Source organism: Halomonas sp. PAMB 3264, from assembly GCF_031954245.1.
In the GTDB taxonomy this organism is placed as follows: domain Bacteria; phylum Pseudomonadota; class Gammaproteobacteria; order Pseudomonadales; family Halomonadaceae; genus Vreelandella.
In genome coordinates, this window is record NZ_CP134866.1 from 1110397 (window position 1) to 1132264 (window position 21868).

A 21868-nucleotide genomic window follows, 5' to 3' on the forward strand; every position below is an offset into this window, starting at 1 on the left:
CAGTGTTCCAAAACGGCGAGTGAGGGTGGATGATAACCCGTTAGCTGGGCCTACGGCGTAAATCCAGCGTCAGCGGCAGTTCGTGGCTTGGCAACTCCGCGTCGGGCATCTGGAAGCCGTGGGTATGGCCGCCAGGAATGAAGCGCCCCAACCGGCGCGCCTCGGCCTCGAAGGCGTTGACCGGAAAGTGTTCGAAGTTGCGCCCGGTAGGGTGAACCACATGATAGGTGCAGCCTGCCACGCTGCGCTCGTTCCAGGTGTCGATCACATCGAACACCAGCGGCGCGTGAATCGGAATGTGCGGGTGCAGCGCCGACGGTGGCTGCCAGGCACGGTAGCGCACCCCGGCCACCGCTTCACCACTGCGCCCGGTGGCCTTGAGCGGCACGCGACGCCCGTTGCAGGTGACGATATAGCGCTCATCGCTCATGCCGCTGACCTTGACCTCCAGACGCTCGACGGAGGAGTCGACGTAGCGCGCAGTGCCGCCGGCGGTGGCCTCTTCGCCGAGCACGTGCCAGGGCTCGATCGCCTGACGTAGCTCGATGTCGAGCGTCGACGTCGTGAGCCGGCCGTGGACGGGAAAGCGAAACGCCCGAAACGGCTCGAACCAGTCGAGTTCGAAGTGGAAGCCGTGATGGCGCAGATCGCCCAGCACGTCGCTCAAGTCTTCCCACAGGTAGTGAGGCAGCATCCAGCGGTCTTGAAGCGCGCTGCCCCAGCGCACCGGCCGGGCGCGGTAGGGCGCCTTCCAGTGACGAGCGACCAGCGCGCGGATCAGAAGCATCTGCATCAACCCCATGCGCGCATGGGGCGGCATCTCGAAGCCTCGAAGCTCCAAAAGCCCCAGCCGCCCGCTGTCGCTGTCTGGCGAGTAGAGCTTGTCGATGCAGAATTCGGCGCGGTGCGTGTTGCCGGTCAAGTCGGTCAGCAGGTGGCGCAGCAGTCGGTCGACCAGCCAGGGCTGGACCACTTCGCCGACCGGCATTTGAGAAAGGGCGATCTCGAGCTCGTAAAGCGCCTCGTGGCGCGCCTCGTCCACCCGCGGGGCCTGGCTGGTGGGGCCGATGAAGAGCCCGGAGAACAGGTACGAAAGACTCGGGTGGTGCTGCCAGTAGGTGACGAGACTCGCCAGCAGGTCAGGGCGGCGAAGAAACGGCGAGTCGTCCGGGGTAATGCCGCCCAGGGTGACGTGGTTGCCGCCGCCGGTGCCAGTATGGCGGCCGTCGAGCATGAATTTTTCGGTGCCGAGCCGCGACAGGCGCGCCTCTTCATAAAGCCGCTCGGTTTGCGCCACCAGGGTTTGCCAGCTGGCGGCGGGCATGATGTTGACTTCGATCACACCCGGGTCCGGGGTGATCATGAAACTCTCCAGCCGCGGGTCACGGGGTGGGGCGTAGCCTTCGATCATCACCGGGCAGCCAAGCTCTTTGGCGCACTCCTCGATACTGCCAAGCAGATCCAGGTAGTGCTCCAGGTGCGTCAGCGGCGGCAAAAAGATATGCAGGCGCCCGTCGCGGGGCTCGACACAGAGGCTTGTGTGCACCACGCCCTTGCCGCGGTCCTCCTCGGCGCTGGGCTGCTGCTGCACCGACTCGCCTTCCGGGTGGCTCGAGCTTGTGTGGGTGCTCTGGCCGAAACGCTCGGCGCTGCTAAAGCGGTGTTGCTCGGCGTGACGCCGCGCCACTTCGCCGTGAATGTCGCCGATCTCGGCGCGCGGGGCGAACACCGACTGGGCCTTGGGTTGGTCGTCCGGGTCCGCCCAGGGCAGCGCCGACAGCGGCAGGCGCAGGCCCATGGGCGAATCACCTGGAGTGAGATAAAGGTGATCGCGCTTGATCGGCCAGCGCCCGGTTTCCCAGCGGTGGCTTTGGCTCACCGAGTGGCGAAGGGGCAGGGCGTAGCCCACCACCGCGCCGAGGCCTCGCTCCAGAAGCCGGGCCAGCCGACGCCGCTCGGCGTCGTCTTTCAGGTTCGCCTCGCGCGGGTCGATGTTGACCGGCAACGTCTGCTCTTTCCACAGGTAGTAGTAGGCGTCTTCAAAGGCCGGAATCCAGAAGCGTGGCTCGAGGCCCAGCCGCTCGGCCAGCGCGTGGGTGAAGCTTTTTGCCAGCATCTCGTTGGCGTGAACGCTTGGGGCATCCGCCATGCAGGCGAGCCATTTCGGGTCGCGCCACAGGGGCTTGCCGTCCTTGCGCCAGTAGCAGGCCAGCGCCCAGCGCGGCAGTGGCTCGCCCGGGTACCATTTGCCCTGCTGCTGCTGAACCACACCGCCATCGCTGTAGGCGGCCTGCAGCCGGGTCAAAAGCGCCTCGGCGCGCTCGCGCTTGTGAGCGCCCAGCGCATCAATATTCCACTGCGGACTCTCCATGTCGTCGATCGAGACGAAGGTGGGCTCGCCGCCCATGGTCAGGCGAACGTCCTGTTTTTGCAGCTCGGCGTCTACCTGGTCGCCGAGGGCGACGATGTTCGCCCACTGGGCATCGCTGTAGGGCTTGGTGACCCGGGCGTCTTCGTGAATGCGTTCGACGCGCATCTCGACGTCGAAGCTGACCTCACACTTCTCCGAGAACCCGGTGATCGCCGCTGCGCTTCCGGTGGTGGGCGTGGCCGCCAGCGGTATGTGACCTTCGCCGGCGAACAGGCCCGAGGTCGGGTCGAGTCCGACCCAGCCCGCACCGGGCAGAAAGACCTCGGTCCAGGCGTGCAGGTCGGTAAAATCCACCTCGGTGCCGCTGGGCCCGTCATCCAGCGCCTTGACGTCCGGCACCAGCTGGATCAAGTAGCCCGAAACGAAACGCGCCGCCAGGCCCAGATGGCGAAAGATCTGCACCAGAAGCCAGGCGCTGTCGCGACACGAACCGCTGCCCAGCGTCAGCGTCTCTTCACAGCTTTGCACTCCAGGCTCCATACGCACCAGGTAGCTGATGTCGCGCTGCAAGCGCTGGTTGATCGCGACCAGAAAATCCACCGTGGTGATCGGCGTTTTATCCACTTCGCTCAGCCATTGGGCAAGTTTTGGCCCCGGCGCTTCTACCTCGAGGTAGGGGCCAAGCTCGCCCTTGAGCCCATCCGGGTAGACGAAAGGCGCGGTTTGCGCGATGTCGTCCAAAAAGAAGTCGAAGGGGTTGATCACCGTCATGGGGGCGATGAGTTCGACGGCGATGGTGAGTTCGCGCCGTGGTGTGGGAAACACGACCCGCGCGTTGAAGTTGCCGAAGGGGTCCTGCTGCCAGTTGACGAAGTGATCGTCGCCGGAGATGTCCAGCGAATACGCCTCGATGTGGGTACGACAGTGCGGTGCCGGACGCAGGCGAATCACGTGGGGTGAAAGCGCCACCGCGCGATCGAAGCGGTAGGTGGTACGGTGGTGCAAGGCAACGCGAATGGTCATGGGCCACCCTTGGTTGAAGCGAAGTTCGATGGAGTCGCCCAGGCCCTGACACCGGCACCGCGGCGGATCATCGCTGAATGAAGTGAAGTATCGCCCTGGGTCGTTTTTTTTGCAGCACTATTTGCGTTGAATGTTTCATACGTTGTCTAGAGTTGAATAACGTTTACAGAGCGTTACCCGATAGAGTGCGATTAAAAAAGAAGGATCTAAACTGAAGCTATCGGACCCGTGGTCCTTCGCTGCGCCAGGAGAGCGCCCATGAGCCAAGTGAACTGGAATCATTACCCCTGTCGAGACTTTTTCGACGAGCTCATCGCCGCCCCGGGCCAACCCCGCGCCTCGGCGCTCGAGCTTTGCAACATGCTCGCCCGCTTCAGCGCCGATGAACTCGCCGAGCGCAAGACCGCCGCCGAAATCGCCATTCGTACCATGGGTATTACCTTCACGGTGTATTCCGAAGGCGCGATGATCGACCGCGCCTGGCCCTTCGATATCGTGCCGCGCATCATTTCGGCCAGTGAATGGCGCAAGACCGAGGCCGGGCTCAAGCAGCGCGTGCAGGCGTTGAATCTGTTCATCGACGATCTCTACCACGACCAGAAGGTGGTCAAGGACAAGGTGCTGCCGGCGGAGGTGCTGGCGCAGTCGGTCAATTTTCGCCCGCAGTGTGTGGGCATCAACCCGCCCCATAAGGTGTGGGCCCATATCTGCGGCTCGGACCTGGTGCGTGGGGGCGACGGCACGCTCTACGTGCTGGAGGATAACCTGCGTATTCCTTCTGGCGTCTCCTACATGCTCGAAAACCGCAACGTCACCAAGCGCGTGCTGCCGGAACTTTTCGCCTCGAACAAGATTTTGCCGGTGGATGACTACGTTGCCCAGCTCTACGACATGCTGGCGGCGATGTCGCCGCGCCCCGGCGACGACCCGCAGGTGGTCGTACTCACCCCGGGTATCTACAACTCCGCCTACTTCGAGCACGCCTACCTCGCCCAGCAGATGGGCGTGGAGCTGGTTCAGGGCAGCGACTTGCTGGTCGACGACAAGGACGTGGTCTACATGCGCACGGTGGAAGGACGTCGCCGGGTGGATGTGATCTATCGTCGAGTCGATGACGAGTTCCTCGACCCGGAGGTCTTCAACCCGGAATCGACGCTCGGCGTGGCCGGGCTGATGCGTGCCTGGCGGGCGGGTAACGTGGCGCTGGCCAACGCCCCGGGCGCCGGCGTCGCCGACGACAAGGTGGTCTACGCCTTCGTGCCGGAGCTTATTCGTTATTACCTGAACGAGGAGCCGCTGCTGCCCAACGTACCGAGCTATCTGTGCATGTTCGACAAGGACCGTGACTACGTGCTCGAGCATCTGGACGAGCTGGTGGTCAAGCCGGCCAACGAGTCCGGCGGCTACGGCATGCTGATCGGCCCGCGCTCGACCAAAGAGACGCGCGAGGAGTTCGCCGAGCTGATTCGCGCCAATCCGCGCAACTACATGGCGCAGCCAACGCTTGCACTGTCCACCACGCCGACGCTTGCCGGCGGGCTTCCGCAGCCGCGCCACGTCGACCTGCGCCCCTTCATTCTTTCCGGCCCGGACATCCACGTGACCACCGGGGGGCTAACGCGGGTCGCGCTGGTGGAAGGGTCGCTCGTGGTCAACTCTTCCCAGGGCGGGGGGAGCAAGGACACCTGGATCGTCGAGGTCGACGAGCTCGACCCGGCCCACGCCGATCAAAAGGGGGACTGAGCCATGCTGTCACGGGTCGCTGAAAATCTTTACTGGATGGCGCGCTACATCGAGCGCGCCGAGGATACCGCGAGGCTTTTGAGCGTCAACAGCCACCTGATGCTCGACTTGCCGCGCAACCTGCCGCTGGGCTGGGCGCCATTGATCGAAATGACCGGCACGCTCGAGCAGTACCGCGCGCGTTTCGATCACTTCGACGAGCAGGCGGTGGTGCATTTTCTCTGCGCCGATACCGAAAACCCAAGCTCCATTCTTGCCGCGCTTGCCAGCGCCCGCGAGAATCTGCGCACCACCCGCGACGTGGTGCCGCGCGAGATCTGGGAAGAGGTGAATCATCTGTATCTGAGCGTGGCGGATCACGCCGAAAACGGCGTCAGCCCGCGCCGGCGTGATACCTTTTTGAAAAACGTGATTCGCAGCTGTCAGACCCTGACCGGGCTGATCGAAGGCACGCTGAGCTACGGCCCGGCGCGCACCTTCATCCAGCTGGGCCGCCAGCTCGAGCGCGCCGACATGACGACGCGAATTCTCGACGTGCGTTCGGCGAGCCTGCTGCCGCAAAACCCGGAGGAGCTTCTGCCCTTCGAAAACCTGCAGTGGATGAGCGTGCTCAAATCCCTGACCGCCTATCAGATGTATCGCCAGCAGGTACGCCTGCGCGTGCGTGGCCCGGACGTGCTGCGCTTTCTGCTTCAGGATAGCCATTTGCCGCGAGCGATCGCCTGCAGCCTGGAGATCCTGGCCCACGAGCTTCAGTGGCTGCCGCGCCAGGACCGGGTGGTGGCGACGGTATCGCTGGTGCGCGCGGACGTGGTCGACGCCGACATCCAGGCGCTCGCCCATTCACCGAGCAAGCTGCACGCGTTCGTCGACGAGCTGCAGGTGGGCTTCGCCAAAATCCACGACACGCTCAGCACCACCTACTTCGTCAACAGCGAAGACGTTCCCCGCGTCACGCAAAGCCAGTTGCAGAGCAGCTTCAGCGGGGAACAGGATAACGACTAGTCGTCAAGCGGCGCGCTCTCCTTGGTGCCTGCGCGCGCAATCAGCGTGTGCAGGTAGTCGAGCTTTTCACGCACCGGCGGGGCGAGAACCGCCGGGGCCAGGTCCAAAAGCCCCATGTCTCGATTGAGTTCGTTCACGGCCTGGCCCACCTGGTGATAGGCCAGCAGCATGCTGTCCAGCGTACCGTCGTACTCGGCGCGGGAGAGGCCGATGTACAGCGCCGTATCGAGTACCGACACCATATCCAGGTAGTAGGCGAAGCTTTCGGCGAAATCCTCCCAGGCATGCATGGTGGAGTAGGCGGAAATATGGCGCTCGGCCCAGTCTTGCGGCGCACCCTGCTGGTAGTACTGCTCCAACGCTTCACTGTAGGTCGGGTTGTCGTGATCGCCAAAGACCGCCTTGCACGCCTGCTCGTCCTGATCCTTGACCAGTAGATCCCAGTAGTAGTGGCCCACTTCGTGGCGGAAATGGCCGATCAGCGTGCGGTGGGATTCGTTCATGTCCACCCGCAGGCGCTCGCGCTCGACCGCGTCCGCCTCTTTGACGTTGATGGTGATCAGCCCGTTGGCATGGCCGGTGTACACCTTCTGCTGGCCCGCCACCGAGCGCCAGAGCCCCTGGTCGGGCAGGGCGTCGGCCATGAACGAAAAGCGCAGCGGCACGTGGCTCTCCTGGGGTGTGGCGCCGTGAGGCAGCTTCAATAGATCCAGCGTGTAGAAAAGCCGCCGTTTGGCCGCTTCCAGCGCGGCCCAGCGCTCGCGGCTGCCCTCGACGCTCAGATCCGGAATCATGTCGTTGTGGCGGCAGCAGTCACACAGCGGGTCGCTGCCGAGTACGTCGATACCGGTGGTGTCGGCGCTTGAAGTGTGGCTCGTGAAGCCGTTGTCGGATGCCTGATCCATCGGCGCATCCTCTACCGTGGCCGTCACCACCATGCGATTACATACGTTCTCGACGGCGTAGTTGTGGCACTTGGTCAGGTGCGCGTCGCAGCCGGCGGTCGTGCACTGATAGCCGCCCTGCTCGAGCGGGTCGAGCGCCACGATGGCGCGGCACGACGGGCACCAGCCCACCTCGGATTCGCAGGCCACACAGCGCGTATTTTCGAAAAACAGCGGATTACCACAGCCACAGCTAAAGGTCTGCATGAGTACCTCCTGGTAACGACCTTTGACCCTTTTCCCAGCGCCAGGATGACGTCCTTTTACACAGCGCAGAGTACTGCTTGCAAAGCGTACGGCGTACTTCGCAATTAGTGCCTCGCAAAGCAGTACCTCGCAGCATAGTCCGGCCCGCGTAAAGCCGCTACGGCGTGGAGTTGGCCCCACCCGGACGCTCAAGGCCGATTGACGTTTACGTCAACTTGCTGCTATATCTTGGCCGGTACGCTTACCTTCGATAAAGCAATAATAAAAGCCAAGGAGAGACGCTGTGGCTCTACGCGATATCCCCCTGTACATCGATGGCGCCGCCGTCACCTCGCAAAGCAGCGAGTGGCGCGACGTGGTCAACCCGGCGACCCAACAGGTCGTGGCCCGCGTGCCGTTTTGCACTAATGATGAGGTCGAGCGCGCCATCGAAAGCGCGCAACGGGCTTTTCCCGAGTGGCGTAAAACGCCGCTGAACAAGCGCATGCGCATCATGATGAAGCTCGCCGCGCTGATCCGCGAGCACACCGGTGAGCTTGCCGCGCTGATCACCGAGGAGCACGGCAAGACCCTGCCGGACGCCGAAGGTGAGGTTGGTCGCGGGCTCGAGGTGGTCGAGCACGCCTGTTCGATCACCTCGCTTCAGCTGGGCGAGCTTGCCGAGAACGCGGCCAATGACGTGGATGTCTACACCATGCACCAGCCGCTCGGGGTCGGCGCGGGCATTACCGCGTTCAACTTTCCGATCATGCTGCCGTGCTTCATGTTTCCGCTGGCGATCGCCACCGGCAATACCTTCGTTTTGAAGCCGTCCGAACAGGACCCGAGCTCTACCATGCGCCTGGTCGAGCTCGCCCATGAGGCCGGCGTGCCGCCGGGCGTACTCAACGTGGTGCACGGCGGGCCGGAGGTGGCCAATTTGATCGCCGATCATCCGGGTATCAAGGCGCTGTCGTTCATCGGCTCGTCTCACGTGGGCGGGCTTTTGTACGAGCGCGCGGCGAAGGCGGGCAAGCGTATGCAAGCGATGATGGGGGCGAAAAATCACTGCGTGGTGATGCCCGACGCCAACAAGAGTCAGGCGATCAATAGCTTATTGGGCTCTGCCTTCGGCGCGGCGGGCCAGCGCTGCATGGCCAACTCGGTGGTGGTGCTGGTAGGCGAGGCCCAGGCCTGGCTCGACGAGCTCGTCGAGGGTGCGCGCAACATGCGCGTCGGCCCCGGTACCCAGCGCGACGCGGATCTTGGCCCACTGGTATCGCCGCAGGCAAAAGCGCGGGTCGAAGGGCTGATCGAGCAGGGCGAGCGAGAAGGCGCCGCGCTCAAACTCGACGGGCGCGGTTACGCGGTGGAAGGTTACCCGGAAGGCAATTTCGTCGGGCCGACACTCTTTTCGGACGTGACCGCAGCGATGCGTATCTATCAGGAAGAGATTTTTGGGCCGGTGCTGTGCGTGGTCAACGTGGCCACACTGGAGGAGGCGATTGCGTTCATCAACGCCAACCCCAATGGCAACGGCACCTCGATCTTCACCAGCTCCGGCTGGGTGGCCCGGCGCTTTGAAACCGATATCGACGTCGGTCAGATCGGCATCAACGTGCCGATTCCGGTGCCGGTGGCGTACTTTAGCTTCACCGGCTCCAGGGGCTCGAAACTCGGCGATCTGGGCCCCAACGGTAAACAGGCGATCGCGTTCTGGACGCAGACCAAGACCGTCACCGCCCGCTGGTTCGAGCCGGAAAATGTCTCCGGCGGTATCAACAGCACCATTGCGCTTGGCTGACGTCTACCGGACAAGACACGCTCAATCGTCTGCCAGCGGCAGACACAGCTCGAAAAGCCGCTCGATCTGATCGAGTTGGCTTTCGTGCAGAACCAGCAGCGTTTTAGCGCTCTGCGCCCCATCCTTTGGTGGGACGAGCAGCGCGAACTCTCCCTCCTCGAGATGAAATTCGTGAATCTCACGCGCGCCCTGCGCCGTTTGGCACAGCGAGCAGCGGTAGCTGTCGTCTTCGCCGTAGACCAGGCGGTGGTACATCTTGAACTGCGTATAAAGCGCCAGCCCGCCTTCGAACGCCGTCCAGCGCGCCGGCGCCCGCTCGATGTGAGGCTCCAGAGTGACGCCCTGCTGCCGGGCACGGGTCAGCGCCTCGGCCAGCGGCTCGGCCAGCAGGGCGCCGGCGTTCGAGGCCGCGGGAGGTTGGTCTCCCTGAAAGCCGCTCGCCGCCGCGCGAAAATCGTCGAGCGAGGCCAGGGGATAGTCGATATGGGCGAGCGCTGCCGGGTCGTCGTTGCCGTTTTCCCAGCCGTGGACGATTCGAAGCGTTACCAACCCGCGGGCGATGGGCCTGGCGAGCAGCACGTAGAGCGCGACCTTGATATGCAGCTCGCGTTCGGGCGTATCGTTGTCGAAGGCACGGTAGGGGTCGGCAAACAGGGCGTGCAGCCGGCCGTGTACATGTTCCTTGGCCTCGGTCTGATTCATGGCGTTTCCTCGCGGTGAGCGTTTGGTCTAAAAGTATGGCTTTTTGACCGGATTGGCATTAATTATTGCCGGTCGCGTTAACCCTTCAATTCAACGTAGACTAAAGTATTCAGCCTTTAGCGCCCGCAGCGGCACGGTTTTAAACGTTTTAAGGAAGACCAGGCGATGATTCGCACCATGTTAACCACGCCGGGCAGCGCGCTTTTGGTCGGCGGCGAAGAGCTCATCGAGCAGTGGCGCAGCACCCCGGACAGCCATATCTGGATCGATCTTCAGGGCGAACCCCAGGAGGTCGAGCGCGAACTGCTGGAGCGCTTCGAGTGCCACCCGCTGGCCATTCAGGACGCCCACAAGGATCGCCATCCGCCGAAGATCGAGGAGTTCGAGCACCATACGCTGATCATCTACCGCGGCATTTCATCCTTCGATGCCGAGCTCAACTTCGTGCCTCAGCAGATCGCGTTTTTCATCGGCGAGCGGTTCTTGATCACACTGCATCCGGGCGAGGCGATGAGTATCGAGCGGCTTTTCAACGCTCAGGGCCATGCGCTTTTGGCGCAGTCGCCGGAGCGCGCGGCGCTCAGAGTCATGTACACCTCGGCCGGGTATTACAGCGACAGCCTGCTGGAGTTCGAGACTGCGCTGAGCGACCTGGAAGACGCGCTTTTGGAAGACGGCAACGATGTGCTGATGCGCAAGATCATCAGCTACCGCTCAAAACTGGTCAAAATGCGGCGCATCTTCAGCTACCACAAGGGCATCACTCAGGAGCTGACCGCCTACGACTACGAGCACCTGCCGCGGGATCAAAGCGAAACCCTGCACGCGATCAACGACGTGGCCGAGCGCTTCGAGCGCCTCTACACCCTGACGCAGATGTACTACGACATTTGCGGCGACCTGGTCGACGGCTATATCTCGATCTCCTCGCACCAGCTGAACATCACCATGCGCATACTGACGGTGATCACCGCGATTTTCGTGCCGCTGACCTTTATCGCCGGCATCTACGGCATGAACTTCGAGAACATGCCGGAGCTTGGCTGGCGCTACGGCTACTTCTTCGTCTGGGCGCTGATGCTCTTCATCGCCGGCATGCTGGTGTGGTATTTCCAACGCAAGAAGTGGTTTTGACCTGCGTTAAATAATGGCCCGGCCGGGGGATTGAGCGGGGTGGAAAGTTTGATATGGTCATTCAAACCCACCTCACGTACCGAGACAGGAGACCTTTTATGGTCAACGCGCGCGCAACCGTTCCCGACACCATGGCCGCGATGCTCTTGACCGGCCACGGCGATGTCGAAAAGCTCGTGTACCGCGAGGACGTCACGACCCCGCGCCCGGGCCCCGGCCAGGTGCTGGTGCAGGTTACCGCCACGGCCAAGAACAACACCGACCGCAAGGCGCGTGAAGGCCTCTACCCGACCAGGGGCAAGGAGGAAGTGACCTCCTTTGCCATGGGCGGGACGCCGACGCTGACCTTTCCGCGTATTCAGGGCGCGGACGTTGTCGGCCGGGTGGTGGCCGTGGGCGACGGTGTCAGCGAGGCGCGCCTTGGCGAGCGCGGGCTTTTGGATTTCAACCTCTACCCGGACGCCCGCGCCGACATCAACCTGGCGCCGGACTACTACGGCCACGGCGCCGACGGCGGCTTTGCCGAGTACGTTGCCGCCCCTTCCGATCAGTTCTATCCCATTTCGAACCCGGCGCTTGCCGACGCCGAGCTTGCCGCCATGGGCATGTGCTCGTATCAGACCGCCTATCACATGATGACCGCCGCCGGCGTGCGCGCGGGTGAGCGCGTGCTGGTCAGCGGCGCCAGCGGCGGCGTGGGCACTGCGCTGATTCAGCTCTGCCGGGTCATCGGCGCGGTGCCCTTCGCCGTTAGCCAGCCGGACAAGGCGCAGGCGCTTTTGGCGCTCGGCGCCGAGGCGGTGATCGACCGAAGCGGTCTCGACGCTTTCGTCGAGCGCGTGCTCGAGGCCACCGGCGGTGCGCCGATCGATGCGGTGATGGATCTGGTCGGTGGCGAGATGACCGACCGGTTCATCGACACCATGATCGCGGACATGAGCACGCGCACCACCTACCCCAGGCTCTCGATCGCCGGCGCCAGCGGCGGTAACGTGAGCGAGATCATGTGGACGCGTATCTATCTCTATCAGGTGCAGATCTTCGGCGTCTCCCACGGCACCCGGGAGGAGGCGGCGAAGCTCATGGCCTGGATCGACAGCGGCGCGCTCAAGCCGGTGCTGCACGCCGCGTTCAAACTCTCGAAGCTTCACGACGCCGAGCGCTACTTCGTCAGCCGCGGCAGCGACTACCTCGGCAAGGTCGTGATCGTGCCCGACGCCCAGTGGGACGCCCACGGGGCGGCCTACGCGCTCGATCGAGAGTTTTGATTTTGAAAGTAACGACGTCGAAGGTAACGACGTCGAAAGCAACGACGTTCGATCACCTCTCTCATGTCTTTACTCACTGACCGGAGCCGCCCGTGAACAATCGCCACACCCTGGAGCTGATGGACACCCACGCCGGCGGCGACGTTAGCCGGATCGTTACCGGCGGCATCGATGCGCTGCCCGGCGACACCGTACGCGCGCAGATGGAGTACCTGCGCGACGACGCCGACGGGCTGCGCCGGCTACTTTTGGGTGAACCCTACGGCATTCCCGAGATGTCGGTGGATCTGATCGTGCCCGCCACGCACCCGGAGGCGGCGGCGGGCTACATCATCATGGAGGTGATGGGCTACCCCATCTATTCCGGCTCGAACACGCTGTGTACTGCCACGGCGGTGCTCGAAAGCGGTTTGGTGCCCAAACGCGAAGGCATCCAGCGCTTCAAGCTCGAGGCCCCGGCGGGGCTCGTTCAGATCGAGGCGCTGGTTCGGGACGGTGTGGTGGAGTGGGTCACCTGTGAGGGGCTGCCAAGCTATATCGATACCTACCGCGAGACCATTGCCGTGCCGGGCATCGGCGAGGTGACGTTTTCGATCGCTTACAGCGGCGGCTTCTACGCGCTGGTCGACGCCGAGGCGCTCGGCTTTCGACTGGTGCGCGACGAGGAGGCCGCACTGGCTGCCTGCGCCTACAAGATCGTCGAGGCGATCAAGGCCAAGCGCGGCTTCTCCCACTACACATTGGGCGACGTGGGGCCGCTACCCTTTCTGCACTTCATGGGGCCCGAAGAGCCGGTCGCCGACGACTACATCCGCTCGCGCTCGACGACCTACGTGCACCCCGGCGTGATTTGCCGAAGCACCACCGGCACCGGCACGTCGGCCAGGCTTGCGCTGATGAACTACGAGGGGCGGCTCAACGTGGGCGACAGGCTCGAGACGGTGTCGCTGCGCGAAACCGGCTTCATCGGCACCTTTACCGGCACGCATCAGGAGGGGGCGTATCAGGTGGTCGAGAACACCATCACCGGGCGCAGCTACGTGCTGGCCGAGTCGCGCATCGTGATCAACTGCGACGACCCCATGGTGGCCTGTGGCGAGCTGCATCACATCCTGAGCGACCGGCATTGCGGCCAGTGAATCGGCCACATCGCCTTTTGCGGTGATCGCCCTGGGTGGGCTCGCAAGCCACCCGGGGCGGGGGCGCTGTAAATACCTCCCTGTACGCTACGTTCGCCTTCCCTGGCGAAAGCCCCCCCGCCCCGGGTCACTTGCCAGCGCCGGTGTCGTGGCGCGCCACTATCCTTCGAGATCCAAAGCGCGTTAGTGCGACACCTTTCCCCGCAGCGATTTGATTGCGCCCTTGCGCGTCTTGTTGTCCACCCGGCGGCGTTTGGCGCCCTTACTCGGTTTGGTGGGGCGGCGCGCCTTGCGCGGCGTGACCGCCTCGAGAATCAATGCCTTGAGCCGGTGTAGCGCATCTTCCTTGTTGAGCTCCAGCGTGCGGTGGCTTTGGGCCTTGATGATGATCACGCCCTCCTTGCTGATGCGCTGATCCGAGTACGCCATCAGCCGCTCCTTGTAGATCGCCGGCAAGGTCGAGCTTTGGATATCGAAGCGTAGATGCACCGCAGAGGCGACCTTGTTGACGTTCTGCCCGCCGGCGCCCTGAGCGCGAATCTGGGTAAGGGTGATCTCCCAGTCCGCAAGCGTCACGTTGTTGGAAAGCGTCAGCATGAAGGCTCCCTGAATCGTTCATTGATATGGGTCCATTGATACAGGTCCATGGATACAGGTCCATTAAAACACAGTCGCTGGGTCGGATTATTCGCGGCTTGCGATCACCTGCTATCTTGAAACGTTTCACGCGATGCGATTTGCGCCGCCGGGGCGCGGGCGTCATCCAGGGAGTCTTACCGAGGAGCATGCAATGCCACACTACGCGATCGATGACAACGAGCTGAGCGCGGGCAAGATCTACCGGCTGCTATCCGGCACCGTTTGCCCGCGGCCGATCGCCTGGGTCGCCACCCGCGACGCCGAGGGCCGGGCCAATCTTGCACCGTTTTCGTTTTTCAACGTCGCCAGCATCGACCCGCCGGTGCTGGCGTTTTCCCCGCTTCTGGACGGCGAGGGCAAGGCCAAGGACACAGTGAACAATCTCGACGCGGTGGGCGAGTGCGTGGTGCACGTCGGCAGCGAAGACCTGATCGAGGCGCTCAACGCCACCAGCGCCACCCTCGAGGCCGGTGAGGACGAGTTCGAACACGCCGGGCTCGAAAAGGCCGACATGCCGGGGCTTAGCGTGCCGCGCATCAAGGCCGCGCCCGTGGCGTTTGGCTGCACACTTTTCGATATCGTACGCTTTGGCGATAGCCCCCTGGCCGGGTCGCTGGTGCTGGCGCGCATCGAGAGTATTTACGTGGACGAGCACATTTGGGACGGCCGCCACGTCGATATGGAAACGCTCAAGCCCACCGGGCGGCTGGCGGGCAACGACTACGTGCGTATTACCGACCGCTTCGTGATCGAGCGGCCGGGTTGAATTCAGCGTTCGGCGTCGGCATTTACTCATTCATAGCCAAGCACCAGCTTGACTCAACATCTTCAGGCAACCCCCAGGGAGGCACCATGACGACACTCGTAGTCGGCGCGAACGGCCAGATCGGCAAGCAGTACTGCCAGCAGGCGCACAGTAACGGCATCGCCGTGAGAGCCATGGTGCGCCGCGAAGACCAGGCAACATGGTTTACCGAGCGCGGCATCGACGTGGTCATCGGCGATCTCGAAGGCGAGATGGCCCACGCCTTCGATGGCTGTAGCGAAGTGGTATTTGCCGCCGGCTCCGGGCCCCACACCGGCCCGGACAAGACGCTGTTGATCGATCTTCACGGCGCGATGCGCACCATAGACATCGCCAGGGAGAAGGGCCTGAAGCGCTTTTTGATGGTCAGCGCCATTCGCGCCGAGAAGCCGCTGGAAGCCTCGGAAAAAATGCGCCCCTACATGGTCGCCAAGCTCGCCGCCGACCGCTACCTGGAAAATTCCGGGCTGTCCTACGTGATCCTGAAGCCCGGCCCGCTCACCGATGAGGCCCCGACCCACGGGTTTACCGACTCGAAAGAGGACTCCCCGAGCGGTTCGATTACCCGGGCGGATGTCGCCTACGCCCTCGTTCACGTTAGCCAGCACCCGGCGTTCGAGAATCGCTCGGTGACGCTCTTGAACGGTGAGCGCTCCATTGACGAGCTTCTCGGGTAGGCGTGGATGAAACTCGACGCCCCGGTCGGGGTGATCAGCGATACCCACGGGCTCTTGCGCGATGAGGCGATGACGCTTCTCGACGGCTGTGGGCTGATCCTGCACCTGGGCGACGTGGGCCATAAACCCGAGGACGCCATGATCCTCGAACGCCTGGAAGCGCTTGCGCCGGTCTACACGGTTCGTGGCAACATCGATACCGCCCAGTGGTCCAAGCGACTGCCGCTGACGGAACATATCGAGGTCAATGGCTGGCGCCTGCATCTGGTGCACCGGCTCGAGGATTTCGACGAGGCCACCGACTGCGACGCGGTGCTGCACGGCCACTCGCACAAGCCCTTTCACGCATGGCGCCATGGGCGTTTACTGTTCAACCCGGGCGCGGCGGGCAAGCGCCGCTTCAAGCTTCCGCTCACGCTTGGGAAGCTCTGGTGTGGTGAGCATCATTTGCGCCACGCCATTCTTCATCTGCCCGTTTAGCGCCTGGAGTAGACCGATGGCATCATCCGCCTCACTCACCGATGCGGTGCGAACCCTGCTGACAGATACCCCGGCCAGTGCGCTGCCGCTGACCTATCAACAGGTGGCCACTGCCCTGGAATTAAAGCCGCCGCGCACCATTGCCCGGGTCACCCAAGCGCTGGAAGCGCTCATGCATGAAGACGCGGCCAGCGGCCGGCCGTTCATTGCCGCCCTGGTGGTCAGCCGGCGCGACGCCGTACCCGGCCAGGGCTTTTTCGAGCTGGCGCGCACCCTCGAGCGCTTTCCTTTGGATCCTTCTTTACAGCAAGACGCGTACCGCAACGAGTTCGCTCAGGCATTGGCTAACCGCTAGCGGCGCTGCGCCGTGGCGGGTCGCTTTCGAAGGGGTGTCAAAAGCTCGCCAAGGCCGTTGTGGTCGATCTCGTGCATCAGCGCCAGAAGTGTGCCGATCTCACCGCTGGGAAAGCCTTCCCGCGCGAACCAGTTCAAATAAGGCCCCGGCAGGTCGGCGATGAGCCAACCCTGGTATTTGCCGTAGGGCATGGTGTGAGTAACGAGTTTTTCCAGATGTTCCGGGTTCACAGTGCGCTCCGAAGGGGTCGTGGTTGGCCGAGAGGGCCATCGATGGGCAAAAGCTTACTGGGTGTCGGCGCCGGCGGCCAGCATCTCGGCAAGCGCACGGGCGCTGGGCGTGGAGAGCCCGGCGCCGCGGTGCACCAGGCCAATCTCGCGGTAGAAATCCGGCGTAGGCAATTCGATCGCGCGCACCTGATCAGGCCAGTGCGTTAGCGCTTTCGAGGCGGGCAGTAGCGCCACGCCGACCCCGCTTGCCACCAGCGCGACGATGGCATCGAGCTCGTCCACTTCGCACACGTCCTCCACCTGGCAGTGCTGCTCGCGCAAAAAGCGCTCCACCTGGCGCCCGCCAAACGACGTGCGCTCGTAGCGGATGAACGGGTGGCGGGTAAGCAGGGCGCGCCAATCATCGCCTTCGATCCCGGCGGGCACCAGCAGCTGAAACGGCTCCCGCGCCAGGGTGTGCCAGCAAAGGCCGCGGTGCAGTGCGAAAGGCGGGCGAATGATGATCGCCATGTCGAGCTCCCCAATATCTACCTGATCCAGCAGCGCCATGGAAAGCCCGGGTAGCACGCGGGTTTTGCACGCCGGGTGGGTCTGGTGAAAGTGGGCGAGCGTTTGGGGCAGTATCAGCCGCTGCATCGAAGCGATCGCCCCGATGGTCACGGTTTGCGTCTCGGCCCGCTCGCCGGCAAGGCCAAGCTGGCCGTAAAGGGCGATAAGCTCCTGCGCCTGGCTCAGCACTTCCTGGCCCTGGTGGGTCAACTGCGAGTTGCGCCCTTGGCGCTCGAACAGCGCCACCCCCAAATGCTCCTCGAGCCGCTTGATCTGGGCGCTTACGCCGGCCTGGGTCAGGCCGATCCTTTGTGCGGCGCCGGCGAACGTACCCGCCTGAGCCACGGCCAAAAGCGTTCTGAGTTCGCGGATCATTGATCAATCCTTTTTGTAAATCTGCCAAAAAAATATTGATTTTATTTTGGCATAAAGCGGCCTAGCATGGATTTTTTGCGCAACCGACGCACTGATTACCCTTTAGAGGAGCCTGCCATGAGCCTATCTCCCTTTCATCTCGCCATCCCCGTTTATGACGTGCCGCTGGCGCGAGCGTTCTACAACGACGTGTTCGGTCTCGAAGAGGGCCGCTCCAGCGACAACTGGGTAGACTTCAACTTTTTCGGTCACCAGCTGGTCATTCACGGCCATCCGAAAACCCCGGGCCAGGAGAGTGCCCACACCAACCCGGTAGACGGTCACGATGTGCCGGTGCCGCACTTCGGCGTGCTGTTGGAGTGGAGCGAGTGGGAAGCGCTTGCCGAGCGGCTGAAAAGCCAGGGTATCGAGTTCGTCATTGAGCCCTACGTGCGCTTCAAGGGCCAGGTCGGCGAGCAGGCCACCATGTTTTTGCTCGACCCCTGCGGCAATGCCCTCGAGTTCAAGGCGTTCAAGGACAAGAGCCAGATTTTCGCCAAATAGAGCCGCGTTCAGACCTGGCGCTCGCGCTGGCGATGCGCCAGCGGCGTGTGGCCGAAGTAGCGCTTGTAGTCACGGCTGAACTGAGCGGCGCTGCGATAGCCCACCGCCAGTGCCGCCTGGTTGACGTTATGGCTTTGTCCGGCCAAGAGCGCCTGCGCTTTCAGCAAGCGCAGGCGTTTGACGTACTGACCGGGCGACGTATGGGTGATCTGCTTGAAGTGCTGATGAAACGCCGACCCGGACATGTTCACCCGTCGCGCTAGCGCCTCGACACTGATCTCCTGATCGAAATGATCGTGCAGCGTCGACAGTGCCTGCACGATGCGCCCGTAATGCCCGTGGCCTTGTACCAGCGCGCGCAGCGCCGGGCCTTGCTCGCCTTTGAGCGCCTCGAACACCACCTCGCGAATGCGCGCCGCGCCCATGGCTCGGCACGTTCCCGTATCCCCCAGCGTTTCGGCCAGCCTGATAATCGCGCCCTGCATGGTAGCGCTCATCGCCACCGATGCCATGGGTTGGGGAGACGCCTCGACCGGCGGAGGTTGGCCCATGGCGTTGGTCAGTTCGCCCAAAAGCGCCGGGTCGAGCTTGATCGACACGCCCAGCAGTGGCGCTTCGACGCTTGCGTGGGTTTCGCACTCGAAGGGCAGTGGCAGCGTTTGTACCAGATACTGGCCCGGGTCGTAATGGATTTCCCGGTCACCCAGATAGCCTGTCTTTCGCCCCTGGGCGATCACGATCAGGCTGGGCTCGTACATCAGCGGCGTGCGCGGCTGATGACGGCCCAGGTATAAAAGTGATACCTGCTCCAGCGGCGTGGCGTTGAAGCCATCATGGCGAATCAGCGCGGCAACGAGCGCCGACAGCGGCGTCGAGGTATGGAAAGGGGTGACCATGAAAGGTCTCCAGGCAGGAAATTTCAAAATATTGTGCCATTTTTGGCCGCTTTATTGTTACTTGATCACGCAGTTATGGAGAAACGAGCAAAAACCACGTAGCTTCCTGCATCGTAAAACGCCGCCCAGGGGTCGATAATCAGCACTCACGATTGACCCTATCAGGAGTGCTCATGAGTCAGACACAATCCTTTGCCGCGTTTGCCGCCGATAAACCGTTGGCTCCCTTCAGCTTCGAGCGCCGTGCACCGCGCGCCGACGACGTCGCCATCGAGATTCTTTACTGTGGCGTCTGCCACAGCGATCTGCACTTCGCCCGCAACGACTGGGGCATGAGCCAGTATCCGGTCGTGCCGGGTCACGAGATCGTCGGCCGCGTGACGGCGGTGGGCGAGAAAGTCAGCCGCTTCAAGCAGGGCGATCTGGTCGGGGTAGGCTGCATGGTCGATTCCTGTCGCACCTGTAGCGCCTGCAAGGATGGCGTGGAGCAGTACTGCCTGGAAGGCTTCACCATGACTTACGGCAGCCCCGACCGCCAGGACGGCACGATCACCCAGGGCGGCTACTCCAATGCGATCGTGGTCAGCGAGCATTTCGTGCTCAGAATGCCGGACGGCATCGATCTGGCCTCGGCGGCGCCCATTCTGTGCGCGGGTATCACGACCTACTCGCCGCTGAAGCATCACGGCGTGGGTAAGGGCCACAAGGTCGGCGTGATCGGCATGGGGGGGCTTGGTCACATGGGCGTGAAGCTTGCCAAGGCCTTGGGCGCGGAAGTCACCGTGTTCACGCGCTCCAGCGCCAAGGTCGAGGAGGCCAAACGCAACGGCGCCGACCACGTCGTGGTCTCGAGCGACCAGGCGCAGATGGACGCGGTGGCAGAGACGTTCGACTTCATGCTCGACACCGTGCCGGTCCAGCACGACCTGAACCCGTATCTCGCCTCGCTCAAGTATGACGGCACGCACATTCTGGTGGGTCTGCTGGAGCCGATCGAACCCGCGATCGAAGCCTTCAATCTGGTGTTCAAGCGCCGCGTGGTCGCAGGCTCGCTGATCGGTGGTATCGCCGAAACCGAAGAGCTTTTGACGCTGTGCGCTGAGCAGGGCATCAGCTGCGATATCGAGATGCTCGATATCAACGACATCAACGAAGGCTTCGAGCGGATGGAGAAAGGCGACGTGCGCTACCGCTTCGTGATCGACATGGCGACGCTTACAAACGCCCAAACCTGAGTTTGTACATCGTGCTTTGATATTCGCCGCCCGCTCCGCGGGTGGCGTTTTTGCCGTTAGCGCTACGCCGTGGGCAGGTGGGCCGTCACGCGCAGACGCACGTAGTCGGCGCTCCAGTGACCCTGACCGTCGCTCAGGCTGTGGGAGAGCAAATTCAGCGTGTTGTCCATCACCGTCTCCTTGATGTCGTCATCAAGGCCGTGGAAAAACGGGCTGGCGAAGGTGTCGAGCCAGTTGGCCATGCCCGTCGGAAGCTTCGTCGGCCGAGCGATAAGCTCAATGCTATCGACCTTGAAGCCAACGGTTTCGAGCAGGTGGGCGTACTCCTCGACGGTGGGAAAGTACCAGGGATGGCGGTGCTTGGCGCTGATGCCGCGAAACTGTAATGAAGCGATCAGCGCGGTGCAGATGGCGGCAACGTTGCCGTGCCCGCCAAACTCCGCCACGAAGCGCCCGCCAGGTTTCAAGGCGCGCTTGATACAGGCCAGCACCGTTTGCGGGTCGAGCATCCAGTGCAGTGCGGCGTTGCTGAACACCGCGTCGAACTCCTGGTCGAAGGGCAGTTGGTAGGCATCGATGCGTCGCGCGTCCACGCCGCGGGCCAGGGCCGCCTCGATCATCTCCTCGGAGGCGTCGACGCCGACCACCTCGGCGCCCGCCTTGCCGATGCGCTCGGTCAGCGCGCCGTCACCGCAGCCCAGATCGAGAATGCGCTCGCCGGGTTGCGCGGCCAGAAGGTCGAACACGTCGCCACCCAGTTTGGGTACGAAGTCAGCGTGGTCGGCGTACTGGCGGGCATCCCAGCGCTGTCCTGGGGCTTGCGGGGGCTGGTCTTCAAAGGTATCGGACATGGTGGGCTTCCGGGGCTGAAAAAAGACGGCGCGCTACTCTCATGAGTATAGTGCGCAACGCGCGACTTTATGAACAGGCAAATAGCGCTATCCTGAGGGTTTTCCACCGCGGCCGGCGCGCAGGGGCCGCGACGTTTTTACTCAATCGACCACTTCTCGAGGCACCATGAACGACACGATCAAGCAGATGATGAGCCACCGCTCGGTACGTAAGTTTCGTGATCAGAGCATCCCGCAGGGGCTTTTGCTCGAGCTGATCGAGGCCGGCCAGGCGGCGGCGACCTCGAGCCACGTGCAGGCCTACAGCATCATCGACGTGAAAGCACCGGAAAAGCGTGAAAAGCTCGCAGAGCTTGCCGGCGGGCAGCCCTATATCGCCAGCGCCTCCCACTTTCTGGTGTTCTGCGCAGACATGAAGCGCCCGCTCGAGGCGGCCGAGCGCGCCGGGGCCGAGGTGGTGTCCGGTATGACCGAACAACTGCTCGTCGCTACCGTCGACGCAGCGCTGGTCGCCCAGAACGTCGTGGTCGCCGCGGAGTCCGAAGGCCTAGGGATCTGCTATATCGGGGGTATTCGCAATAACCCTCAAGCGGTCAGCGAACTGCTGGAGCTGCCCGACCAGGTCTACCCGGTTTTCGGGCTTTGCCTGGGCTATCCGGAGCCGGACAAACTGCCGGAAGTGAAGCCGCGTTTGCCGGTAGAGGCGATTCTCAAGCAGGACGTCTACCAGGACGACCGCGAGCAGGTCGCCGCCTTCGATGAGACCATGCGGGCCTACTACCAGGCACGCAGCAGCGCCAACAAGGACACCGACTGGTCGCACAATTTGACCCCGCTATTCGAAACCAAGCTGCGCGCCCACATGCGCGAGTTTCTCATCGAGCGCGGCTTTGAAATGAAATAGGGGGTGGCCA

21 protein-coding genes are annotated in these 21868 nt (G+C 63.1%); 13 read left to right on the forward strand and 8 right to left on the reverse strand.

Annotated elements, in window-relative coordinates; all coding sequences use genetic code 11:
- Nucleotides 1-40: 40 nt before the first annotated feature.
- Complete coding sequence (locus tag RN347_RS05040) at nt 41-3394, reverse strand: transglutaminase family protein (protein WP_311960399.1); 3354 nt, start codon at nt 3392-3394, stop codon at nt 41-43.
- 258 nt (nt 3395-3652) lie between these two features.
- On the opposite strand from RN347_RS05040, the gene RN347_RS05045 reads away from it, so the two are divergent.
- On the forward strand, nt 3653-5137 hold the full coding sequence (locus tag RN347_RS05045; protein WP_311960400.1) for a circularly permuted type 2 ATP-grasp protein: 1485 nt from the start codon (nt 3653-3655) through the stop codon (nt 5135-5137).
- Between the two features lie 3 nt (nt 5138-5140).
- Entirely contained in the window at nt 5141-6142 is a 1002-nt protein-coding gene (locus RN347_RS05050; protein ID WP_311960401.1) for an alpha-E domain-containing protein, read from the forward strand.
- Here RN347_RS05050 and RN347_RS05055 read toward each other — a convergent pair.
- A complete protein-coding gene (locus RN347_RS05055; protein WP_311960402.1) occupies nt 6139-7293 on the reverse strand; it encodes a putative zinc-binding metallopeptidase in 1155 nt (384 codons plus the stop codon). The two genes, RN347_RS05050 and RN347_RS05055, sit on opposite strands and share 4 nt — an antisense overlap.
- Nucleotides 7294-7576: 283 nt before the next feature.
- Between RN347_RS05055 and RN347_RS05060 the strand changes: the two genes are divergently transcribed.
- Complete coding sequence (locus RN347_RS05060) at nt 7577-9076, forward strand: CoA-acylating methylmalonate-semialdehyde dehydrogenase (protein ID WP_311960403.1); 1500 nt, start codon at nt 7577-7579, stop codon at nt 9074-9076.
- 21 nt (nt 9077-9097) lie between these two features.
- Here the strand turns inward: RN347_RS05060 and RN347_RS05065 are convergent, their stop codons facing one another.
- The gene (locus tag RN347_RS05065) at nt 9098-9778 is read right to left on the reverse strand and encodes a hypothetical protein (RefSeq protein WP_263584666.1); all 681 of its coding nucleotides are present in this window, start codon (nt 9776-9778) and stop codon (nt 9098-9100) included.
- A 165-nt stretch (nt 9779-9943) separates the two neighbouring features.
- Between RN347_RS05065 and corA the strand changes: the two genes are divergently transcribed.
- The 3 genes from corA (at nt 9944) to RN347_RS05080 (ending at nt 13319) form a co-directional block, all read left to right on the forward strand.
- Nucleotides 9944-10912, forward strand: a complete 969-nt coding sequence (corA, locus tag RN347_RS05070; protein ID WP_311960404.1) for a magnesium/cobalt transporter CorA — start codon at nt 9944-9946, stop codon at nt 10910-10912.
- 98 nt (nt 10913-11010) lie between these two features.
- The gene (locus RN347_RS05075) at nt 11011-12180 is read left to right on the forward strand and encodes an alcohol dehydrogenase catalytic domain-containing protein (protein WP_311960405.1); all 1170 of its coding nucleotides are present in this window, start codon (nt 11011-11013) and stop codon (nt 12178-12180) included.
- 92 nt (nt 12181-12272) lie between these two features.
- A complete protein-coding gene (locus RN347_RS05080) occupies nt 12273-13319 on the forward strand; it encodes a proline racemase family protein (RefSeq protein ID WP_311960406.1) in 1047 nt (348 codons plus the stop codon).
- Between the two features lie 183 nt (nt 13320-13502).
- Here the strand turns inward: RN347_RS05080 and arfB are convergent, their stop codons facing one another.
- On the reverse strand, nt 13503-13916 hold the full coding sequence (gene arfB, locus RN347_RS05085; protein WP_263584662.1) for an alternative ribosome rescue aminoacyl-tRNA hydrolase ArfB: 414 nt from the start codon (nt 13914-13916) through the stop codon (nt 13503-13505).
- A gap of 193 nt (nt 13917-14109) precedes the next feature.
- On the opposite strand from arfB, the gene RN347_RS05090 reads away from it, so the two are divergent.
- The 4 genes from RN347_RS05090 to RN347_RS05105 all read left to right on the forward strand — a co-directional run bounded on the left by RN347_RS05090 (nt 14110) and on the right by RN347_RS05105 (nt 16275).
- Nucleotides 14110-14724, forward strand: coding sequence for a flavin reductase family protein (locus RN347_RS05090; RefSeq protein ID WP_311960407.1), 615 nt, complete (start codon nt 14110-14112; stop codon nt 14722-14724).
- A gap of 86 nt (nt 14725-14810) precedes the next feature.
- Nucleotides 14811-15440, forward strand: coding sequence for an SDR family oxidoreductase (locus RN347_RS05095; protein WP_311960408.1), 630 nt, complete (start codon nt 14811-14813; stop codon nt 15438-15440).
- Between the two features lie 6 nt (nt 15441-15446).
- Nucleotides 15447-15920 carry a metallophosphoesterase family protein gene (locus RN347_RS05100; protein WP_311960409.1) on the forward strand — a complete coding sequence of 158 codons (474 nt, stop codon included), beginning with the start codon at nt 15447-15449 and terminating at the stop codon, nt 15918-15920.
- Nucleotides 15921-15936: 16 nt separating this feature from the next.
- A complete protein-coding gene (locus RN347_RS05105) occupies nt 15937-16275 on the forward strand; it encodes a hypothetical protein (protein WP_311960410.1) in 339 nt (112 codons plus the stop codon).
- Here the strand turns inward: RN347_RS05105 and RN347_RS05110 are convergent.
- Together RN347_RS05110 and RN347_RS05115 are read right to left on the reverse strand one after the other, a co-directional pair.
- On the reverse strand, nt 16272-16505 hold the full coding sequence (locus RN347_RS05110; RefSeq protein WP_263584657.1) for a DUF3820 family protein: 234 nt from the start codon (nt 16503-16505) through the stop codon (nt 16272-16274). The two genes, RN347_RS05105 and RN347_RS05110, sit on opposite strands and share 4 nt — an antisense overlap.
- A 54-nt stretch (nt 16506-16559) precedes the next feature.
- A complete protein-coding gene (locus RN347_RS05115; protein ID WP_311960411.1) occupies nt 16560-17429 on the reverse strand; it encodes a LysR family transcriptional regulator in 870 nt (289 codons plus the stop codon).
- A 117-nt stretch (nt 17430-17546) separates the two neighbouring features.
- Here RN347_RS05115 and RN347_RS05120 point away from each other — a divergent pair, with 117 nt between their 5' ends.
- Nucleotides 17547-17972: a VOC family protein gene (locus tag RN347_RS05120; protein WP_263584655.1), complete on the forward strand. Its 426-nt coding sequence runs from the start codon at nt 17547-17549 to the stop codon at nt 17970-17972.
- Between the two features lie 8 nt (nt 17973-17980).
- On the opposite strand, the gene RN347_RS05125 is transcribed toward RN347_RS05120, so the two are convergent.
- The gene (locus RN347_RS05125; protein ID WP_311960412.1) at nt 17981-18868 is read right to left on the reverse strand and encodes an AraC family transcriptional regulator; all 888 of its coding nucleotides are present in this window, start codon (nt 18866-18868) and stop codon (nt 17981-17983) included.
- Between the two features lie 173 nt (nt 18869-19041).
- On the opposite strand from RN347_RS05125, the gene RN347_RS05130 reads away from it, so the two are divergent.
- Nucleotides 19042-20103: an NAD(P)-dependent alcohol dehydrogenase gene (locus RN347_RS05130; RefSeq protein WP_311960413.1), complete on the forward strand. Its 1062-nt coding sequence runs from the start codon at nt 19042-19044 to the stop codon at nt 20101-20103.
- A gap of 62 nt (nt 20104-20165) precedes the next feature.
- Here RN347_RS05130 and RN347_RS05135 read toward each other — a convergent pair whose 3' ends face one another.
- On the reverse strand, nt 20166-20954 hold the full coding sequence (locus tag RN347_RS05135) for a methyltransferase domain-containing protein (protein ID WP_311960414.1): 789 nt from the start codon (nt 20952-20954) through the stop codon (nt 20166-20168).
- Between the two features lie 166 nt (nt 20955-21120).
- Between RN347_RS05135 and nfsA the strand changes: the two genes are divergently transcribed.
- Nucleotides 21121-21858 (forward strand): oxygen-insensitive NADPH nitroreductase, encoded by a 738-nt coding sequence (gene nfsA, locus RN347_RS05140; RefSeq protein WP_263584651.1) that lies wholly within the window; start codon nt 21121-21123, stop codon nt 21856-21858.
- The last annotated feature ends 10 nt before the right edge of the window (nt 21859-21868 follow it).

Coding starts and splice junctions, on each gene's coding strand:
- RN347_RS05040 (WP_311960399.1), bottom strand. CDS start 3,394: ATGACCATTCGCGTTGCCTTGCACCACCGTACCACCTACCGCTTCGAT.
- RN347_RS05045 (WP_311960400.1), top strand. CDS start 3,653: ATGAGCCAAGTGAACTGGAATCATTACCCCTGTCGAGACTTTTTCGAC.
- RN347_RS05050 (WP_311960401.1), top strand. CDS start 5,141: ATGCTGTCACGGGTCGCTGAAAATCTTTACTGGATGGCGCGCTACATC.
- RN347_RS05055 (WP_311960402.1), bottom strand. CDS start 7,293: ATGCAGACCTTTAGCTGTGGCTGTGGTAATCCGCTGTTTTTCGAAAAT.
- RN347_RS05065 (WP_263584666.1), bottom strand. CDS start 9,778: ATGAATCAGACCGAGGCCAAGGAACATGTACACGGCCGGCTGCACGCC.
- corA (WP_311960404.1), top strand. CDS start 9,944: ATGATTCGCACCATGTTAACCACGCCGGGCAGCGCGCTTTTGGTCGGC.
- RN347_RS05075 (WP_311960405.1), top strand. CDS start 11,011: ATGGTCAACGCGCGCGCAACCGTTCCCGACACCATGGCCGCGATGCTC.
- arfB (WP_263584662.1), bottom strand. CDS start 13,916: ATGCTGACGCTTTCCAACAACGTGACGCTTGCGGACTGGGAGATCACC.
- RN347_RS05090 (WP_311960407.1), top strand. CDS start 14,110: ATGCCACACTACGCGATCGATGACAACGAGCTGAGCGCGGGCAAGATC.
- RN347_RS05095 (WP_311960408.1), top strand. CDS start 14,811: ATGACGACACTCGTAGTCGGCGCGAACGGCCAGATCGGCAAGCAGTAC.
- RN347_RS05100 (WP_311960409.1), top strand. CDS start 15,447: ATGAAACTCGACGCCCCGGTCGGGGTGATCAGCGATACCCACGGGCTC.
- RN347_RS05105 (WP_311960410.1), top strand. CDS start 15,937: ATGGCATCATCCGCCTCACTCACCGATGCGGTGCGAACCCTGCTGACA.
- RN347_RS05115 (WP_311960411.1), bottom strand. CDS start 17,429: ATGATCCGCGAACTCAGAACGCTTTTGGCCGTGGCTCAGGCGGGTACG.
- RN347_RS05120 (WP_263584655.1), top strand. CDS start 17,547: ATGAGCCTATCTCCCTTTCATCTCGCCATCCCCGTTTATGACGTGCCG.
- RN347_RS05125 (WP_311960412.1), bottom strand. CDS start 18,868: ATGGTCACCCCTTTCCATACCTCGACGCCGCTGTCGGCGCTCGTTGCC.
- RN347_RS05130 (WP_311960413.1), top strand. CDS start 19,042: ATGAGTCAGACACAATCCTTTGCCGCGTTTGCCGCCGATAAACCGTTG.
- RN347_RS05135 (WP_311960414.1), bottom strand. CDS start 20,954: ATGTCCGATACCTTTGAAGACCAGCCCCCGCAAGCCCCAGGACAGCGC.
- nfsA (WP_263584651.1), top strand. CDS start 21,121: ATGAACGACACGATCAAGCAGATGATGAGCCACCGCTCGGTACGTAAG.